The organism is Citrifermentans bemidjiense Bem (assembly GCF_000020725.1).
In the GTDB taxonomy this organism is placed as follows: domain Bacteria; phylum Desulfobacterota; class Desulfuromonadia; order Geobacterales; family Geobacteraceae; genus Geomonas; species Geomonas bemidjiensis.
In genome coordinates this window covers 3407078-3424155 of the sequence record NC_011146.1, presented here as the reverse complement: position 1 = coordinate 3424155, position 17078 = coordinate 3407078, and the positions used below count along the sequence as shown (strand labels likewise).

Below are 17078 nucleotides of genomic sequence, written 5' to 3'. Positions count from 1 at the left end.
CCGGACATCTCAAGGGGGACAGGCACCTTGCGGAGCCAGTCCCCCGATTTGCCTCCGAACGCCGGTCAGGCTAGCACAGAACGGGGAGTGGATAAAGGAATCCTTGCTCCCCTCACTTGACCCGGTTGCAGGAGGCCAAAAGAGCGTCCTTGTGCTTGGCATATGAGGCGTTGTTGCCGGGGCTGCCGGGAGGCATGGTGAATTGGATCGCTTTCGGGAGGATGACGCCGCAATATCCGGGGGTGTCGGTGGACAGCGTCGGGAACCTGCGGCCGGGAGGCTTATTGTGGCAACTGAGACAGGAGTCTTCGCCGGGGTTCAGCACGATGCCGTTGAGCGCGCTGGTCGGCCCCTGGTTTTGCGGCCAGGCGGGATGGACCAGCGGATCGGACCAGGTTTTCGGCAACAGGTTGGCGATATCCATGGGCTGGCCTGGATACACTATGAACGGGTTCTCCCCGGCATGACAGTCGGTGCAGATACCTCCGGAGCCGTTGAAGAGGTCGGCGCCGCCGGCGAAGCCGGAAAGCGGCACCGGCGTGTTCTTGGGGATGCCGAACTGCATCTTGTTTTTCTGGTTGTCCCAGAAGCAGGATTTGCTGGTATCGGTCCCGAGGCAGATGATCCCCAGGAGGGTGATGGTTTCTCCCGAGGAGCGCGGCAGGGCGAAACAGACTCCTTTCGGGGCGTCGCTTTCGAAGGCATAGAGGTCGGCGTCGACGCCGGAGCTGATGAACTTGGTCCCCAGTTTGCCTAAGTACTTCCAGCTCGAACTTCCCCAGTCAGGGGGAATAGGGACGCCTGCGGCGCGGCACTGCTCGATATAGGCGGGGCCGCCCACATTCGTGGAAAGGAAGGTAAGGAGACCTTCGCGCCAGAGCAGGGCGACGAGGTCCTTCCTGACCGGACCGCCGCCGTTGGGTACCTCATCCAGTTCGCCGTCCTTGAACCGGATGTAACGCTCCAAAAGCGCGCTGTTCTTGCTTCCTATCTGCGCCGCGTCCCGCGGTTTGACCGCTTCCACAAACCACCCCAGCAGCGCTGCGTTCACCAGGATCTTCTCAGACTTGTCCTGAGGCTTGATTTTCTCGATGCTGCGCTGTTTTTGCTGGAACAGTGCCTTTTGTTCACTGCTTCCCTCTTGGTAAAGCCGTTTCAGGTAATACCTTTGCGCGTGCAGGACGAAATAGGGTGAAACCTCGACCTCCTTCCCCTTCCCATCGAACACCCCGCCATGCCCGACGGAAACGACCGGATCAGTGGCGGCGACTTTCCACTTCTCGATCTTGCTGTAGCGCTCGGTAGCACATCCTGTCAGCGCTACGGCGATGAACAGCAGTGAAGCGATCATCGTTCTCATGATAACCTCCGTTACGCAAACGCCCCGTCCTGCCGATGGATGCTGGAGGAGACACTGCATGAAAGATGGGGGGATTAAAAGTTTATTAGAATGTAGCGACCTTTGTGGTTCAGTCAAGGCAGGAAGAAGCGTGGCGCTTTGCGCTCGGCGGCGCCGGAGGCGACGTGGAGGGGATGGCGGCAACGGCAAGTTGGGCAGGAAGGTTAAAAAATTAGGAGGTGCATCACGCCGCGCAGCAGTATGCCGAAGAGGGCGCCGATGACGGCCGGACGCACCACGGAACTGCAGCGGGTACCGGCGGAGGCGAGGACGGCAACGCCGACTATGTCGCAGGGGTTGGTGAGGAAGCCTGCCATCCGGTTCAACTCGGTGACGGTGATGGCGCCTTCCTTCACCAGGTTGAGCGTCACACCCATCATGGCGGTCCCTCCGGCCAGATATTTGGTGGCCAAGGGGAGCACCGCCACCGCGGGGAAACCGATCAGTGCGAAAAGGGGGCGCAGCGCCGTTTCCAAAAGCGCGATGGCGCCTATCTCCTTAAGCACGTTCACCAGGAAGATGGCCAGTATCAGCATGGGGATGGCGCCGAGGATTACCTGGACCGCCTCCTGGCCGCCTACGATCATCAGGTTGAGGGCGGTGCTTTTCTTTGCGGCGGTGGCGGGGACGCCGTGGTCTTCATGCTCTCCTCCCTCGTGCCCCAGCGAACGGGTGAGTAGGTAATAGGTGAGCGCCGCCGCCGCGAGTCCCCCCGCGAGCGAGGTCATCATGATGGTGGCAAGGTCGAGCCCCGCTGACACCATGGGGAAGACCACGTTGGCCTGCGACATGGTGAGGACCATCGCCAGCGTAGCGGCGATGGCCCGCTTTGCGGTCCCGTCCTTCTCCATCACGGAGAAGGTGGCGACCGGAGCGGCGAAACTGACCAGAAGCAGCTGCAGCATGGCGAACGCCCCGGCGCCGGGGACGCCGAAGATCCTGAGCACGGGGCGAAGCCACTTGGCGACCAGGGCGAGGATGCCCCGCGCCTCCACCAGCTTCATCATCGCCATCATCACCACCAGCACCGGCAACAGGGTGTAAAGCGCCAGGTCTAGCGCCGACTTTCCAGAGAGCAGTATGATCCGTATCGCTACTTCCATGCAGTCGCTCCGATGAAGGGGGGCTGGGGCACCCGGGAAAAGCTCATCATTAAAATAAAAGTTTTGGGAATATACGGGAAATTTTTCAGCATTGCCAGCAAGAACGAAGGGGACTGGCTCCGCCAGGTGCCTGTCCCCCTTTGCTTTGCCAGCAAGGAATGCTTTATCCGCATGCTCGACATCGGCTAGTCCCGTCATCTCGTTCCCAAGGTCCACCTTGGGAACGCAAGGCCTGCCGAAGCTCCAGCTTCTTTCTGGATGCAAAGCTGGAGCTTTGCGCCGCATTGGGTTCCCAAGCTGGAGCTTGGAAACCAGGAGGAAACTAATGGCGGCCGCTCTTTAGACTTGCCTATTCGCTAACGAAACAATACATTTGTGCCGATTAGAAAGAATCCGCCCCACCGATGGGGATTGCACTCTGCCGCCTTCAAGCTGTTTCCAGCTCTCCCCCTCCCTTGACGGGAGGGGGCAGGGGGGTGGGTGAACTTGCCGGCTTAGCGAATGCACGCCGATTAGCTCTATTTATGCCGTTGCAACCAACCCGGCGGGGAAGCCCCCGCGAAAGGACTGTTTAATGCCGACAGTACTGGTGATAGAGGACGAGAAGGACCTGGCGGATCTGGTGGCTTTCCACCTGGAGCAGGAGGGATATTGCTGCCTCGTGGCCCACGACGGCGCCACCGGGCTCGCGGAGGCGCGCCGCTGCAAGCCTGACCTGATACTGCTCGACCTGATGCTCCCGGGGATGATGGGGACGGAGGTCTGCCGCACCTTGAAGGGGGCGGAACTTACCGCGGGCATTCCTGTCATCATGCTCACCGCTCGCGGGGAGGAGATCGACCGCGTGGTGGGGTTCGAGATGGGGGCCGACGACTACGTGGTGAAGCCTTTTTCCACCCGGGAGCTGATGCTTAGGGTGCGGGCCGTCTTGAGGAGAAAGCTTCCCGCTTCCGAAGTGGCCACCATCTCGCTGGGGGCGCTACTAATCGACGTGGAGCGCCACCTGGTCCGGGTAGCCGGGGAGGAGGTACAGCTCACCTCTACGGAATTCAAGCTCCTGATGAACCTGGCGGAGCGGATCGGACGCGTGCAGAGCAGGGAACTTCTCTTGCAAAACGTCTGGGGATACAGCTACCTGGGCGACACGCGCACCGTGGACACGCACATGACCCGCCTGCGCACGAAGCTTGGAGCGGCGGGGGAGTTGATCAAGACTGTGCGCGGCTTCGGCTACAAACTGGAGGAGTCATGAAAGGGGGCTTTCGCTGGAAACTGATGGCCTCGTACCTGCTGCTCGTGCTCCTCTTGGGGGCGGGACTCTATTTCTACCTCGCCGCAAGCCAGGAAACCTCCATGACCCAGGGGACGCGGCAGCATCTCGAGGACGAGGCCCGCATCGCTTCGCTCATGGCGCAAAAGGAGATCCGGGACCTGAAACAGGATGCGCCGGCTTTGACCGCGGCGCTGTCGAAGGCGATACGCTCGCGCGTCACCGTCATAGCGGGGGACGGTGTTGTGGTCGCTGACTCCGGCCTGGCCCCGGACGAGTGGGGCAAGCTGGAAAACCACGCCAACCGCCCCGAGGTGCGGCAGGCGCTCAAGGAGGGAATCGGCAGCGCCATCCGCTACTCGGCTACCCTCCACACCGACATGCTTTACGTCGCCGCTCCTTTCGGGGACCATGGCGTGGTACGGCTCGCGCTTCCGCTCTCGGAGCTGGAGCAGGCCAAAGAGCGCCTGAGAAGAAGCCTGGGCGCCGCCCTCGCCGTCGCGGTCCTCGCTTCGCTTCTTTTGTCCTACTTCCTCTCCAATCTCAACTCCAGAAACCTCAGAAGGCTCGCGACCGGCGCCCAACGCATCGGGCGGGGCGAGTTCGGCGCCAGGATTGCCGTCCAGAGCCAGGACGAGATGGGCGAACTGGCCCACGTGATGAACGAGATGTCGGGGCGGATCGAGCGGCAGCTGGAGCTGATCTCCTCGGAAAAAAACCAGCTGGATGCGATCTTGAACGGCATGGGGGAGGGGGTGATGGTCACCGACCGGGACGCCGTGGTGACCCTGGTGAACCCCGCTTTTTGCACCATGTTCGCCACCGGCGCCGAGCTGCAGGGGCGGCCGCTTCTGCAGATCACCCGCCACCCGGACCTTTACGCCGCCTGCAGGGAGGTGCTCTCAGCGCGGCAGGAGCAGCACCAGGAAATAGCCCTTGCCGGAGGGAAGACCGTGCTGGTGCACTGGGTCCCCCTGCGCGACGGGGACGGGCTGCAGGGGGCGGTGGCGGTGTTCCACGACATCAGCGCCTTCAAGAGGGTGGAAAAGATCCGCCGCGACTTCGTGGCAAACGTCTCTCACGAATTGAGAACGCCGGTCACGGTGATCAAGGGGTACGCCGAGACGCTTCTCTCGGGAGCGCTCGCGGCCGACCCTGAGCGCGCCGAGCGTTTCCTGCTGATCATCCAGAACCACGCCGACCGCCTTTCCGGCCTGGTCCGCGACCTCTTGACCCTCTCCGAACTGGAGTCGGGGGAGATGGGGATGCAGTTGAAGCCGGTGGCGCTCGACGAGGCGATCCGGCAGGCGCTCCTCCTGGTGGGGCAGCGGGGCGAGGAAAAGGGGGTTCAACTGGAGCAGCCGGCGGGGGAGGCGGGGTTGACCGTCCAGGCGGACCGCGGCCGGCTGGAGCAGGTGCTGATTAATCTTTTGGACAACGCAATCAAGTACAGCGAAACGGGGAAATCCGTGGGAGTGGAGACGGCGCGGGAAGGGGACCTGGTGCGGGTTTCGGTGCGGGACTCAGGGATCGGGATACCGGAAAAGGACCTGCCGCGCCTCTTCGAGCGTTTCTACCGGGTGGACGAGGCGCGCAGCCGCGACAACGGAGGGACCGGTCTCGGGCTCTCCATAGTGAAGCACATCGTGCAGGCGCACGGCGGCACGCTGGAAGTGAAAAGCGAGCAGGGTAAAGGGTCCGTCTTCAGCTTCACGCTGCCGATAGCCAGATAAAGTTGGAACGGCTCCCAAACCTCACTAACGTCAAAGGCATTTAACAGGGATAAAGGCGGATGAAAGGGATAAAAGCGAACAGCTTCTGGTTTAACTCATAAAGCTTTTGCAGTTATCCCCTGTATCCCCTTCATCCCTGTTTAAAGCCTTGGGTTCTTAAGCTGAAGCTTGGGAACCAGAGAACCCGCCTTCGCCCTTTGGGCTACGGTGGGCAGGCGCCCATTGTCAATTGTCAATTGTCAATTGTCAATTGCTGTTTATTGCTTCCCCAAGCACCCTGCCGATGTCGCCGGCGGTGTAAGGCTTGACCAGTGTGGCGCAGAAGCCGAAGCTGCGGTGCTCGGACATGACGGGGTCGTTGGAGTAGCCGCTGGAAACGATCAACCGCGCCTCAGGGTCGAGCTCCAGGATCCGACGCGCCGCATCTTTGCCGCCCATCCCCCCGGGGACGGTGAGGTCCATGATCACGGCCGAGTAGCGTTCCCCGCGGGCGCAGGCGGCGCGATAGAGTTCGACCACCTCGGCGCCGTCGGAACATACATCCACACGGTAGCCGAGCTCGACCAGCATGGACTGGGTGAGGTCTCTGATCATCTCCTCGTCGTCCATGACCGCCACCATCCGTCCCCCCCCATGCAAACGCTCGGCCTTGTCCTGCCCCGCCTCTTCCGCCACCGAGTGCCCGGTGGAGGGGAGGTAGATGGTGAAGGTGCTTCCCTTTTCCGGAGCCGAGTCCACGAGGATCATGCCGCCGTGCCTGGTGACGATGGAGTGGGTCGATGCAAGGCCAAGGCCGGTGCCGCTGGTCTTGGTGGTGAAGTACGGATCGAAGATTTTTTCCAGGTCGGCCTTGGGGATGCCGCATCCCTGGTCGCTGAAACTCAGCCGTACATAGGGGCCCTGCGTGAGGCCGAAGCGGTTTCCTGCTTCCATCACGGCATCCTCGCCCGTTACGGTGAGGGTTCCCCCCCCCGGCATGGCGTGCACGGCATTGATGATGATGTTGTTGAAAGCCTGGTTTATTTGTCCCTCGTCCGCCTCGATGACGCAAAGGTCGTCGGCGATGTCGATGACCCCCTTGACGTTGGTGCCGCGCAGAACCAGCGAGAGCGATTCCCCGACCAGCGGCTTGACGGAGAACGCCTTCTTGATAGGCTGCCCACCCCGGGCGAAGGTCAAAAGCTGGGAGGCTAGTTCCGCCGCTCTCTGGCAGGCCTTCTCGGCCTTCAACAGCGGTGCCCCCGCCTTGTGTGCCGCGGGGAGCGCCAGTTGGGCGAAGCTGATGTTACCCACTATCCCGGTGAGGATGTTGTTGAAGTCGTGGGCGATGCCCCCCGCCAGCACCCCGAGGCTTTCCAGTTTCTGCATGTTGAGCATCTGCGCCTCGATCCGCTTGTTCTCCCGCTCCAGCCGCATCTCCTGGGTGATATCCTGCCCCAAGACCAGAAGGTGGGGCTTCCCCTCCACCTCAAAGCGCGAGAGGTGGCAGCGCAGGGTGACCTCGTTCCCCCCGGCGGTGTGCAGCTGAGCCTCTAAGGGGCGCGCGCCGCCGTCGGCGAGAACCTCTTCCGCGATCGCGGTCAATCCGCCGTCGCGCCAGGAGGCCGAGTTTCTGAAGTTGCGCCCGAGCAGGGACTCCTTCCCCCAGCAGGAGATATCGGCCGCCGCCTGGTTCAAAAGGATGCAGGAGCCGGTTTCCCCGTCGAAGACGATGATCCCCATGGGGGAGTGGGCCAGCAGGGTCTCCAGCAGCATGAGCGCCTTCCCGCGTGCCTCCTCCGCCTTGATGCGGTCCGTTATGTCGGAGATGATCCCTATCAGCGCCTGCAGCTTGCCGTCGGGAGTCTCCAGTCTTCTGCCGGAGAGGTAGCCCCAGAAATCCCCGTGCTCCCCGCACAGGTAGCGGCGTTCCGTGCAGGCCTGCTCCATTTCTCCGCGGATCAGTTTCTCCATAAGTTTGCTCCCCACCTCGCACTGTTCCGGGTGGAGATGGCTTTTGTAGTCGGAGCCGATCAGCTTGTCGTGAGGGCAGCCGAACATCTCGGCCATCCTCTTGTTGGCGAAGCGGATGACCCCCTGGGGGTCGACCATGATGATGCCGGCCTGTGAGGTCTCGAAGATGACGCGCAGCCGCTCCTCGCTTTCCCTGAGCGCCTCCTCCGCCGCCTTGCGTTCGGCCACCTGTGCCTTGAGAGTTCGATTCAACTGCCTGAACTTCATCACGATGACGACCAGGACCGCTATGACGGAACCGCAGACCAGCAGTATTTGGAGTATCACGCGATAGTACTTGCCGGGGGCGGGGTCGAAGCTCACGCCGGTGCTGTCGAAGCCTTCCGGGACCATGCCGAGCTTCGCGAACGACTCGCCGATCTGGCGCCAGCGCTCAGGGTTCTGGTACCCCAACTCAACCAGGGTGGGCTGGATCAGGGCCTCCATCTGGTTCGCCTCGAAGATGAGCCAGTCGCGGCTTTTTTCCCGGGAGTACTTGGCGAGGATCAGGTCGACTATTTCGGACTTGTTGGCCATGGCATAGCGCCACCCCTCCAGCGTCGCCTTGCGGAAGGCGCGGACCAGTTCCGGCCTACTCTCGATGTTGGCCCGCGTGGTGAAGAAGTTGTCGCCGTAAAAATCTATGCCGTAGGTAAGCGGGGAGAAGAGGAGGTAGGGTACCCCTTCCTGCTCCAGTATGAAGGGCTCGTTGAAGCTGTACCCCATCATGACGTCCGCCTTGCCGCTGATGAGGCCGCGGGGGTCGCCGTTATGGGGGACCTGCACCAGCTCTTTTTCGCTGACGCCGTTTTGCCTCAAAAGGGTCAGCATGTCGCCGTGCTGGTTGGAGTACATGAACCTGCGGCGCGCCATGTCGGCGATGGAGCGGATTCCGGTGCTGCGGGGGGTGATCAGGACGGCGGCCGAATGCTGGAAGATCTGCCCCAGCACCACCAGGTCTTCGCCGCGGGCGCGGCGCAAAAGGATTGCCGAGGTCCCGACGCCGAACTCCGCCCTGCCGGAGAGTACCTCGTCCTCCACCTCGGTTCTCGGCCCACCCTCCTTGATGGTCACGTCGAGGCCGGCCCGGCGGTAGAACCCTTTCTCCAGCGCCGCGTAGTACCCCGCGAACTGGAAATGATGCAGCCATTTCAGCTGGACGGTCGCCTTTTCCAGCGCCAGTGCCCCCTTCGGGACAAGGACGAGGGCGATGACGGCGAGGGAGACTGCAATGAGCGGGAGGCGGCGCCCCCGGCGATAGTGGTTCATACACATTCCTCAAGGACCGGCAGCGCCGGTGCCGGCGGGTCAGCGCGGCCCGCAGTATTCGGCGAGGTAGGCCCGGATCCGTTCCAGGTACTCGTCCCCGTTTTGCGGGGTGTCGCTCATCAGCTTCATCAAAAAGAGCAGGCGGCGCTCGGCGTCTTCCTTGCTCTCCAGAAATTTCACCCCTAGCAGTTCGTCGCAGCCGTGGACCACCTCGCAGGCTATCTGCAGGGGAGGGAGCGGCTTCTCATCCACCTGGAACTGTAAAACGCAATTGTCCCCAGCAGCGAAGGAAACTGCGGCGTCCAGGCGCAAAAGCGCGCCGTTCAGGGATATGTTCTCCAGACAGCCGGTGTGACGGCTCTCACCTGCCAGCAGTTCGACACTGTGGGACGAGGGGGCTCGGTAGAATTGGCGCGAATAGTTCATGTTTGCCACTCCAGTTGATGTCGGACTTTGTCTCAGTGCCTGCATCGTCAACAGTATCGGCTTGCAGGCCATGATGCTTGAGAGGTTTTACTTGAAAATATCACAGCTTCCTGACCATTTGACAGTGGTATCTACGGAAATTAATATCTCTTGAAACTGAACCCTCACTCTTGTATAAGATAAAAACATTCACAGAGAAGCTTTGCCAATATGTTGCTGGATCTATAATAGAGACAACCCTGGTAATGCCACACTTCACCCCCGCATATTGCTTCTGCAGCTGTAGTTTCGGCACTAGCCGCCATGTACTGTCGTCTCTTTTTCCGTCCCCATTTAACATCTTGGTTAGCGACGATCTTTCGCCGAGCCTCCGTCAAGAGTCCCACTTTCAACGGGTGAAGAGTGCTGCGGAGCGTTCCAGATGCTGATCGCGCCTGCCCCCGCTAGAGCGGATATCCCCTGTTTCCCTATTTTGTTCCTTTTCCTTTTGGCCGCCCTTACTGCGGCGGGAACCGTCCCTTTGCCGATCCTCTTCGTCTATCTTGTTTCCGGCGCCGCAGCCGCTGCGGCTTACGCTGCCGATAAGTGGGCGGCGGAACACGGCCGCCGCAGGGTGGCGGAGAGAACCCTGCACCTGCTGGGGCTTGTCGGGGGATGGCCGGGCGCGGCCCTGGCCGGGTGGGCGTTCAGGCACAAGACCCGCAAGCGCCGATTCGTCCTTGTTTTCAGGATCACCGCGGTGATTAATTGCGCAGCGCTGGCGGCTTTGGTGGCCTATTGTTATGACATGCGATAGCTGAAATGCTTTTGGGAGGGACCATTGCACTATTTTCAGCAGACAGGTACGAACGACTCTCTGGACCACGCGCAGCAGGAACTGAAGGCTGCCAGGCTTGAGCTGCAGGCGAAAAGCGCGGAGCTTGAACGCGCTCGAAACGACCTGGAGAATTTTCTGAGCTGCGCCTGGACCGCCACCGCCTTCTTCGACCGCGAACTCAGGCCGACTAGACTGACGCCGACCCTGGCGCAGCTTTTGGATCTTTCCCCCGACGACACCGGAGAGCTTTTGCCGAAGCTTTGCCGCAGGCTCGACTGGCCCAACGCGGATGCGGAACTCCGGAGCGTGGTCGGCGGCGCCGTCGTCTCGGAGCGGGAGGTGTCGGACCTGCTGACGGGGCACCAGTTCCTGCTGAGGTTCTTCCCCTATCTGAACGCCGAGGGAGAGACCGAGGGGGCCGTGCTGAAGCTGATAGACATAAGCGATTACAAGCTTGCCGATCAGCGGCTCCTCGAATACCGCGCGGTGTTCGAGTGCACCGGCGACATGATCTACGTGTTCGACCGCAACTATCTTTTCCTCCTGGCGAACAAGGCGTACCTCGAGTGCCACCGGGTGCGGCACGAGGAGCTTGTCGGCCGCACGGTGCAGGATCTTTTGGGACCAATGATGTTCGCGGAGGTCAAGGGGCACATCGATGCCTGCTTCGCCGGCGAAGAGGTGATCTTCGAGAGCCGGTACGACTACCCCGCCAAGGGGGTTCGGGACATCCTGATCACCTACACGCCGCTTAAAAAGGGGGACCGGGTCGACAGGGTCGCCTGCCTGATCAAGGACATGACGGAGCGGACCCAACTGGAGGAGCAGCTGCGGCATGCGCAAAAGATGGAAGCGATCGGCACCCTCGCCGGTGGGATAGCGCACGACTTCAACAACCTTTTGACCGTCATCGCCGGCTATGCATCCCTGATCCAGTTCAATTCGCAGGGAAGCGAGGTCGCCTCCATGGCCGCCGAAATCCAGGGGTCGGTGGAGCGGGCGGCGGAAATGACCCGCGGTCTCCTTGCTTTTTCCAGGAAGCAGGCGGTGAACCTGATGCCTGTCGAACTGAACCAGCTCGTCGAGGGGCTGCACAAGAGCCTGAGGCGGCTCATCACGGAAGATATCGAACTGGCGGTCGAGGTCTCCAGCGTCCCGCTTATCGTCTCCTCGGACAAGGGGCAGCTGGAGCAGGTGCTCTTTAACCTGGTGGTGAACGCGCGCGACGCCATGCCGTCGGGGGGGAAGCTCTTGATCCGGACCGAACGGCTGCAGCTAAACCACGCCCTGATCACGGTTGCCGATACCGGGGTAGGGATGAGCCGCGAGGTGCAGGACCGTGTCTTCGAGCCTTTTTTCACCACCAAGGAACTGGGAGTCGGGACCGGGCTCGGGCTTTCCACCTGCTACGGCATCATCAAAAAGCACAACGGCATAATAGAGCTGCAGAGCGAGCCGGGTGCCGGGACCGTTTTCAGCATCTACCTGCCGCTCTCCGAAGAGCTGCCGGAAGCCGATAGCGCCGGCGGCCGGGCTCAGTGGGCGACCGGCAACGAGACGGTGCTCTTGGTCGAGGACGACGAGACGGTGCGGACGATGACTCGTCTTTTGTTGCAGCATAACGGCTATCGCGTGCTCTGCGCCAGGGAGGGGGAGGAGGCGCTGAATATCTTCGCCGAGCAAGGCGACGGGGTGGACCTGCTGCTCACCGACCTCGTCATGCCGCGCCTGAACGGGACTGAGCTCGGTCTGCGGATCCACGCCCAGAGGCCAGATTTTCCCACCATCTTCATGAGCGGGTACCCGGCGGACATCGTGTCGCAGAAGGGGATCGCCGCAACCGTTGACTACCTCGCTAAGCCGATAAAGCCGGAGCTCTTGTTGCGCCGGATCCGCGAGGCGCTCGATGCGCCCGGTGTCGCGTCTGGCTAGCTGCTTAGACACTGAAAAGGGAAAGCACAAAGAAGCCCCCGCGCCAATTGCAGGCACGGGGGCTTTTTCGTCTGCGGCAGACAGCACCGAGCCCTCCCCCTCCCTTGACGGGAGGGGGAATTTGCGGGGCAGCCAGGTAAAACTCCCACTGTCATAGCGCGTGTGGGAGTATGTTGAAGCATTGTTATAAAACAATAATCTTATACCGGAGTGTCAGCAACATATAGTATCAGCATCTGCGCTTGAATACAGGAGTTTTTCTGGTAAACATTTTGGCTGTCAGTATGTCCTGCAATTTCACTTCTTTTGACTTTGGTCAAATCCTTTCATACTAGTTTGTAGCATCTAATACAGCGCTTTAATTTTGCAGAACCACTACACATGACGACAGGAGGGAAAACATGCTGAAGAGGAACCTGGCTTTGACAGCGGCAGCGGCGGTTGCGGCGGGATTTTTGTCGCTCCCCGCGCTGACCACTGCGGCAAAGTCCAACCCGGCGGCTAAAGTCGCCAGCGACGGCAGGGCGAAGTGCTACGAGTGCCATGACGAGGTGAAGGCCCTGAAGGAAGGTTCCAAGCACGCGAAGCTCTCCTGCAAGGTCTGTCACGAGAAGCTCGACGCCCACATGAACGATCCGGAAAAGAACAAGCCGGTGACGCTGATCGACCAGGCCCTCTGCGGCAAGTGCCACAAGGAGCAGTACAACAGCTTCTACGAGGACAACTACGAGGCGGCGGCCAGGAAGGAGAAGGGAACCCCCACCGGCCGCTCTCCGCTTCAGGACAAGCTTTTGGCCGGCCACGGTTTCACCTTCGAGCATGACGAGCCGCGCGGCCACGCCTTCATGGTGATCGACCAGTTCGCGGTGGACCGCTTCCAGGGGGGGCGCTTCCAGCTCAAGGAGGGGTGGAAGGGGATAACCTCCACCGGAAAGACCTGGGACGTGCTGACCGATACCGGGAAGAAGCTGCCGGAGACGGCCATGGCGGGGAACGCGACCTGCATCCAGTGCAAGACCTCCGACCATCTGCTCAAGTGGAAGTTCCTGGGGGATAAGGACCCCAGGGCCAAGTGGGACCGCACCTCCAACGTGGTTGACGTCGCCAAGGACACCCACAACCCGGTAGGTTGCGTACACTGTCACGACCCGCACGGGACCCAGCCCCGCGTGGTGCGCGACGCCCTGATCCAGGCGATCCAGAAGGACCCCAAAGGTAACATCTTCGCCAAAAACGGCGCCACCGACCTGAAGGTGATCGACTTCCGCGACTTCAGGAAGATCGGCGTGATGCAAAAGACCGACTCCCGCATGATGTGCGCGCAGTGCCACGTCGAGTACAACTGCAACGCCGGGACCCAGTGGAGCGACGGCAAGAAGGTCGGGTACGATGACCTGAGGACCAACCATTTCCCGCTCAAGAACTCGCTGCAGCTTCTGAAGCATTACCAGGAGCTCAACTTCTTCGACTTCAAGCATGCGGTAACCGGGGCGCGCCTGATCAAGTTCCAGCACCCGGAGGCCGAGACCTATGCCGGAAGCGTCCACGACAAGGCAGGGGTCCAGTGCCACCAGTGCCACATGCCGAAGAAGAAGGGAAAAGACGGCAAGATGTTCTCCACCCACGGTGTGATCCGTCCCAAAAACCACATCAAGGAGGCCTGCCTCGGCTGCCATCCCAAGGAAGGCAAAGACAAGAAGCTCTACCAGTTGGACGCGGTGCAGAACTATGTGAAGGGCAAGATGCGCAAGTCCGAGTACTGGCTGGGGCAGTTGATCGACACCTACGCCGCGGCGCAGCGGGCCGGCGTGTCGCCCACCGTGCTGGACGAGGCGCGTCTCAAGCACGAGGAGGCGCATGCCCTGTGGGAATACTGGACCGCTGAGAACTCCGACGGCTTCCACAACCCCGAGCTTGCCCGCGAGTCGCTGACCGGCTCCATCGCAGCCTCCAAGGCGGGGGTGAAGATCCTCAACGACGCCATGTCGGTGGCTAAAAAGGACGAAGCTAAGAAGTAGCAGGATCAATACGCCAGCCCAGGCCGGCGGCAAGCATCAAGGAGCCCCGTTTCCCTCAGGAAACGGGGCTTTTTGCGTCTGCGACTGTCATGACAACTTCAGTGTTGTGGTTAATTGACAACGCAAATTCACGCAGCTCATTGAACTAAAATAATTTACGTTTGCGGAATTGCCCATTAAGAAACCGGGAAATAGTTCCGATAGGAGTAATCGTTGCGTCTTTAACGATAACTCCCGAGTGTCGTACTCCTGACCTGAAGGAAATGTTTACTCATAGTTGAACGAAAGGGGAGAGCATCGATGCTTTACGTCAACGCCCATGGTAGGGGCGGGTAGTGATCTTCTTACGGTAGCTGTGACTGTTATCAAACACTTTACACAAGGAGATAATCATGAAGTGGTTTTATGACTTAAAGCTTGGCACCAAGCTGATCAGCGGCTTCATATCAGTCGCCGCCATCGCGGCGATCATCGGGTACTTCGGCATAAAGGAAATGCACGCCGTCGAGGAATCTGGTACGGCCTTGTACGAAAAAATCACCGTGCCGATAACGGAGCTGCAGGATATCTCGACCGCCTTTCAGCGGGTGAGGGTGAACCTGAGAGACCTCTTGCTGGCCACGACCCCGCAGGACGCCCAGGACAAGGTGAAGCGTATCGTGGAGCTCAGGGAGGAGATCAGAAAGGCGTCCGGGCAGTTCGAGAAGACCATCCTGACCGACGAAGGGCGAAAGCTGTTCGAGGAATTCAAGCAGTCACGCAGCGTCTACGGTCCGCTCATTGATCGCATGGTCCAGCTTGCACAGGCCGGGCAGGGCAAGGAAGCCCTGGCTCTGATGCGAGGGGACGGGGCCGTTGCCTCCAGAAATGAGCAAAACGCCATCGAGAAACTGGTAGATGCCAAGTTGAAGCAGGCGAAACTTTCCAGCGACGCGAACATCGCTCTTGCCGACAAGGCCACCAAGATAATGCTGGTCCTCATCGCCGTCGGCGTGCTTCTGGCCGTGGGACTCGGGCTCTTCATCACCCGCATGGTGCAGGGGCAACTTGGCGCCGATCCCAAGGAGGTGGCTGAGGTCGCCAACCTGGTCGCGGCGGGCGACATGACGGTCACCATCGATCTGGCCGGAAAGCGCGACGACAGCGTCATGGCGGCCATGCAGAAGATGGTCGACTCCATCAAGGCGCTGGTGTCTGACGCTTCCATGCTCGCCGACGCGGCCATAGCCGGAAAGCTCGCCAGCCGCGCCGATGCGAGCAAGCACAAAGGGGATTTCCAGAAGGTCATCACGGGGGTCAACGACACCCTCGACGCGGTTATAGGCCCCCTGAACATGGCGGCGGAGTACGTGGACCGTATCTCCAAGGGGGACATCCCGCCCAGGATCACCGACAACTACAACGGCGACTTCAACGAGATCAAGCTGAACCTCAACAACTGCATCGACATAATGAGCAACCTGATCGTCGAGATTAACAAGGTAACCCTGGCGGCGGCGGAGGGAAGGCTGGACGAGCGCGCCGACGCGGGGCACTTCATCGGCGAGTGGAAGGAAGTGGTGACCGGCGTGAACAACATCGTCACCAACATCGTGAATCCGCTGATGATGATGGCCGACTATGTGGACCGCATCGCCAAGGGTGACATGCCCCCGGCGATAACGGCCGAGTCCAAGGGTCAGTACAACCTGATCAAAAACAACCTGAACGTGCTGATCGAGGCCATCAACAAAATCACCGACGCGGCCAAGGAGGTCTCCAACGGGAACCTGATGGTGACCCTGAAGGAGCGCTCCGGGCAGGACGAGCTGATCCAGGCGCTCTCGGCCATGGTCGGGAAGGTCACCGAGGTGGTAACCGAGGTGAAGATGGCGGCGGACAACGTAGCGAGCGGCAGCGTGCAGCTCTCCGCCAACGCCCAGTCCATGTCGGAAGGTGCCTCGCAGCAGGCGGCGGCGGCCGAGGAGGCCTCCTCCTCCATGGAGGAGATGTCGGCCAACATCAGGCAGAACGCGGACAACGCCATGCAGACCGAGAAGATAGCGGTGAAGTCGGCTGCCGACGCGCATGAAGGGGGCAAGGCGGTGGCCGAGACGGTGCAGGCGATGAAGGACATCGCCGGGAAGATCTCCATCATCGAGGAGATCGCGCGGCAGACCAACATGCTGGCCCTGAACGCGGCCATCGAGGCGGCGCGCGCGGGCGAGCACGGCAAAGGGTTCGCGGTGGTGGCAAGCGAAGTGAGAAAGCTCGCCGAGAGAAGCCAGGTGGCGGCAGGCGAGATCTCTGAACTCTCCGTTTCCAGCGTCGAGGTGGCCGAGAAGGCCGGGGAGATGCTCTCCGGCATCCTCCCCGACATCCAGAAGACGGCCGAACTGGTGCAGGAGATCAACGCCTCCAGCAAGGAACAGGACACCGGCGCGCAGCAGATCAACAAGGCGATCCAGCAGCTGGACCAGGTGATCCAGCAAAACGCATCGGCCAGCGAGGAGATGGCCTCCACCGCGGAGGAACTCTCCTCCCAATCGGCGCAGCTGCAGTCGACCATCTCCTTCTTCAGGGTGGACGGTTCCAATGCGCAGCACGCCCCGGCATCGAGGCCGCTTACCAAGTCGGCGGCGAAGAGCGAGGCGAAGGTGGCCAAGCAACCGGCCAAGGTGCAGACAAGGAAAGCGGTGGGGCACGACCTCGTCCTGAACGAGGTCGACAGCGACTCCGACTTCGAGCGGTTTTAAGCGGAAACAGTTGGAGCCAGGGGGACAGGCACCTGCGGAGCCAGTCCCCCCCTCTGCTAGGCTTAAGCTTTGCGCCGCATTGGGTTCCCAAGCTGGAGCTTGGGAACCAGGAGAACACCGGCTAAAAAAGGGAGCCCCGTTTCCAACAGAGACGGGGCTCTCTTTCGCCTGGGCCTGGTATAAGACGGATCGGGCAGCAAGAGCTCCCCGTTCTGAATTAGCCCGAAAGATTACTGGCATAGCGATTTATCCCTCTTACGTTTTTCTCCCACCCATTGTCTAAAACTCCCATTGAGTGACCGTACGGCCATCCCGACAAGATACCAATCAGGTGAAACTGCCAAGGACCGAGATAATGCAGTGACTGACCATCTACACTCGATG

General features: G+C 60.8%; 10 protein-coding genes. 6 read left to right on the top strand and 4 right to left on the bottom strand.

Going from position 1 to position 17078, the window contains the following annotated elements; all coding sequences use genetic code 11:
- Window positions 1-112 precede the first annotated feature (112 nt).
- A complete protein-coding gene (locus GBEM_RS14750; protein ID WP_012531382.1) occupies window positions 113-1360 on the bottom strand; it encodes a hypothetical protein in 1248 nt (415 codons plus the stop codon).
- Between the two features lie 203 nt (window positions 1361-1563).
- Window positions 1564-2502 carry a nucleoside recognition domain-containing protein gene (locus tag GBEM_RS14745; protein WP_012531381.1) on the bottom strand — a complete coding sequence of 313 codons (939 nt, stop codon included), beginning with the start codon at window positions 2500-2502 and terminating at the stop codon, window positions 1564-1566.
- A gap of 574 nt (window positions 2503-3076) precedes the next feature.
- Between GBEM_RS14745 and GBEM_RS14740 the strand changes: the two genes are divergently transcribed.
- Window positions 3077-3754 (top strand): response regulator, encoded by a 678-nt coding sequence (locus GBEM_RS14740; RefSeq protein ID WP_012531380.1) that lies wholly within the window; start codon window positions 3077-3079, stop codon window positions 3752-3754.
- A complete protein-coding gene (gene pnpS / locus GBEM_RS14735) occupies window positions 3751-5505 on the top strand; it encodes a two-component system histidine kinase PnpS (RefSeq protein WP_012531379.1) in 1755 nt (584 codons plus the stop codon). Before GBEM_RS14740 ends, pnpS begins: the two co-directional genes overlap by 4 nt.
- Before the next feature lie 246 nt (window positions 5506-5751).
- Here pnpS and GBEM_RS14730 read toward each other — a convergent pair whose 3' ends face one another.
- Window positions 5752-8766, bottom strand: coding sequence for an ABC transporter substrate-binding protein (locus tag GBEM_RS14730; protein ID WP_012531378.1), 3015 nt, complete (start codon window positions 8764-8766; stop codon window positions 5752-5754).
- A gap of 39 nt (window positions 8767-8805) precedes the next feature.
- A complete protein-coding gene (locus GBEM_RS14725) occupies window positions 8806-9192 on the bottom strand; it encodes a PilZ domain-containing protein (protein WP_012531377.1) in 387 nt (128 codons plus the stop codon).
- Between the two features lie 421 nt (window positions 9193-9613).
- On the opposite strand from GBEM_RS14725, the gene GBEM_RS14720 reads away from it, so the two are divergent.
- From GBEM_RS14720 to GBEM_RS14705, 4 genes are all read left to right on the top strand, one after another.
- A complete protein-coding gene (locus GBEM_RS14720) occupies window positions 9614-9988 on the top strand; it encodes a DUF1294 domain-containing protein (RefSeq protein ID WP_012531376.1) in 375 nt (124 codons plus the stop codon).
- A gap of 24 nt (window positions 9989-10012) precedes the next feature.
- Window positions 10013-11941 (top strand): hybrid sensor histidine kinase/response regulator, encoded by a 1929-nt coding sequence (locus GBEM_RS14715; RefSeq protein ID WP_012531375.1) that lies wholly within the window; start codon window positions 10013-10015, stop codon window positions 11939-11941.
- 401 nt (window positions 11942-12342) lie between these two features.
- The gene (locus tag GBEM_RS14710; protein ID WP_012531374.1) at window positions 12343-13959 is read left to right on the top strand and encodes an ammonia-forming cytochrome c nitrite reductase subunit c552; all 1617 of its coding nucleotides are present in this window, start codon (window positions 12343-12345) and stop codon (window positions 13957-13959) included.
- A 392-nt stretch (window positions 13960-14351) separates the two neighbouring features.
- A complete protein-coding gene (locus GBEM_RS14705; protein WP_012531373.1) occupies window positions 14352-16694 on the top strand; it encodes a methyl-accepting chemotaxis protein in 2343 nt (780 codons plus the stop codon).
- Window positions 16695-17078 lie beyond the last annotated feature (384 nt).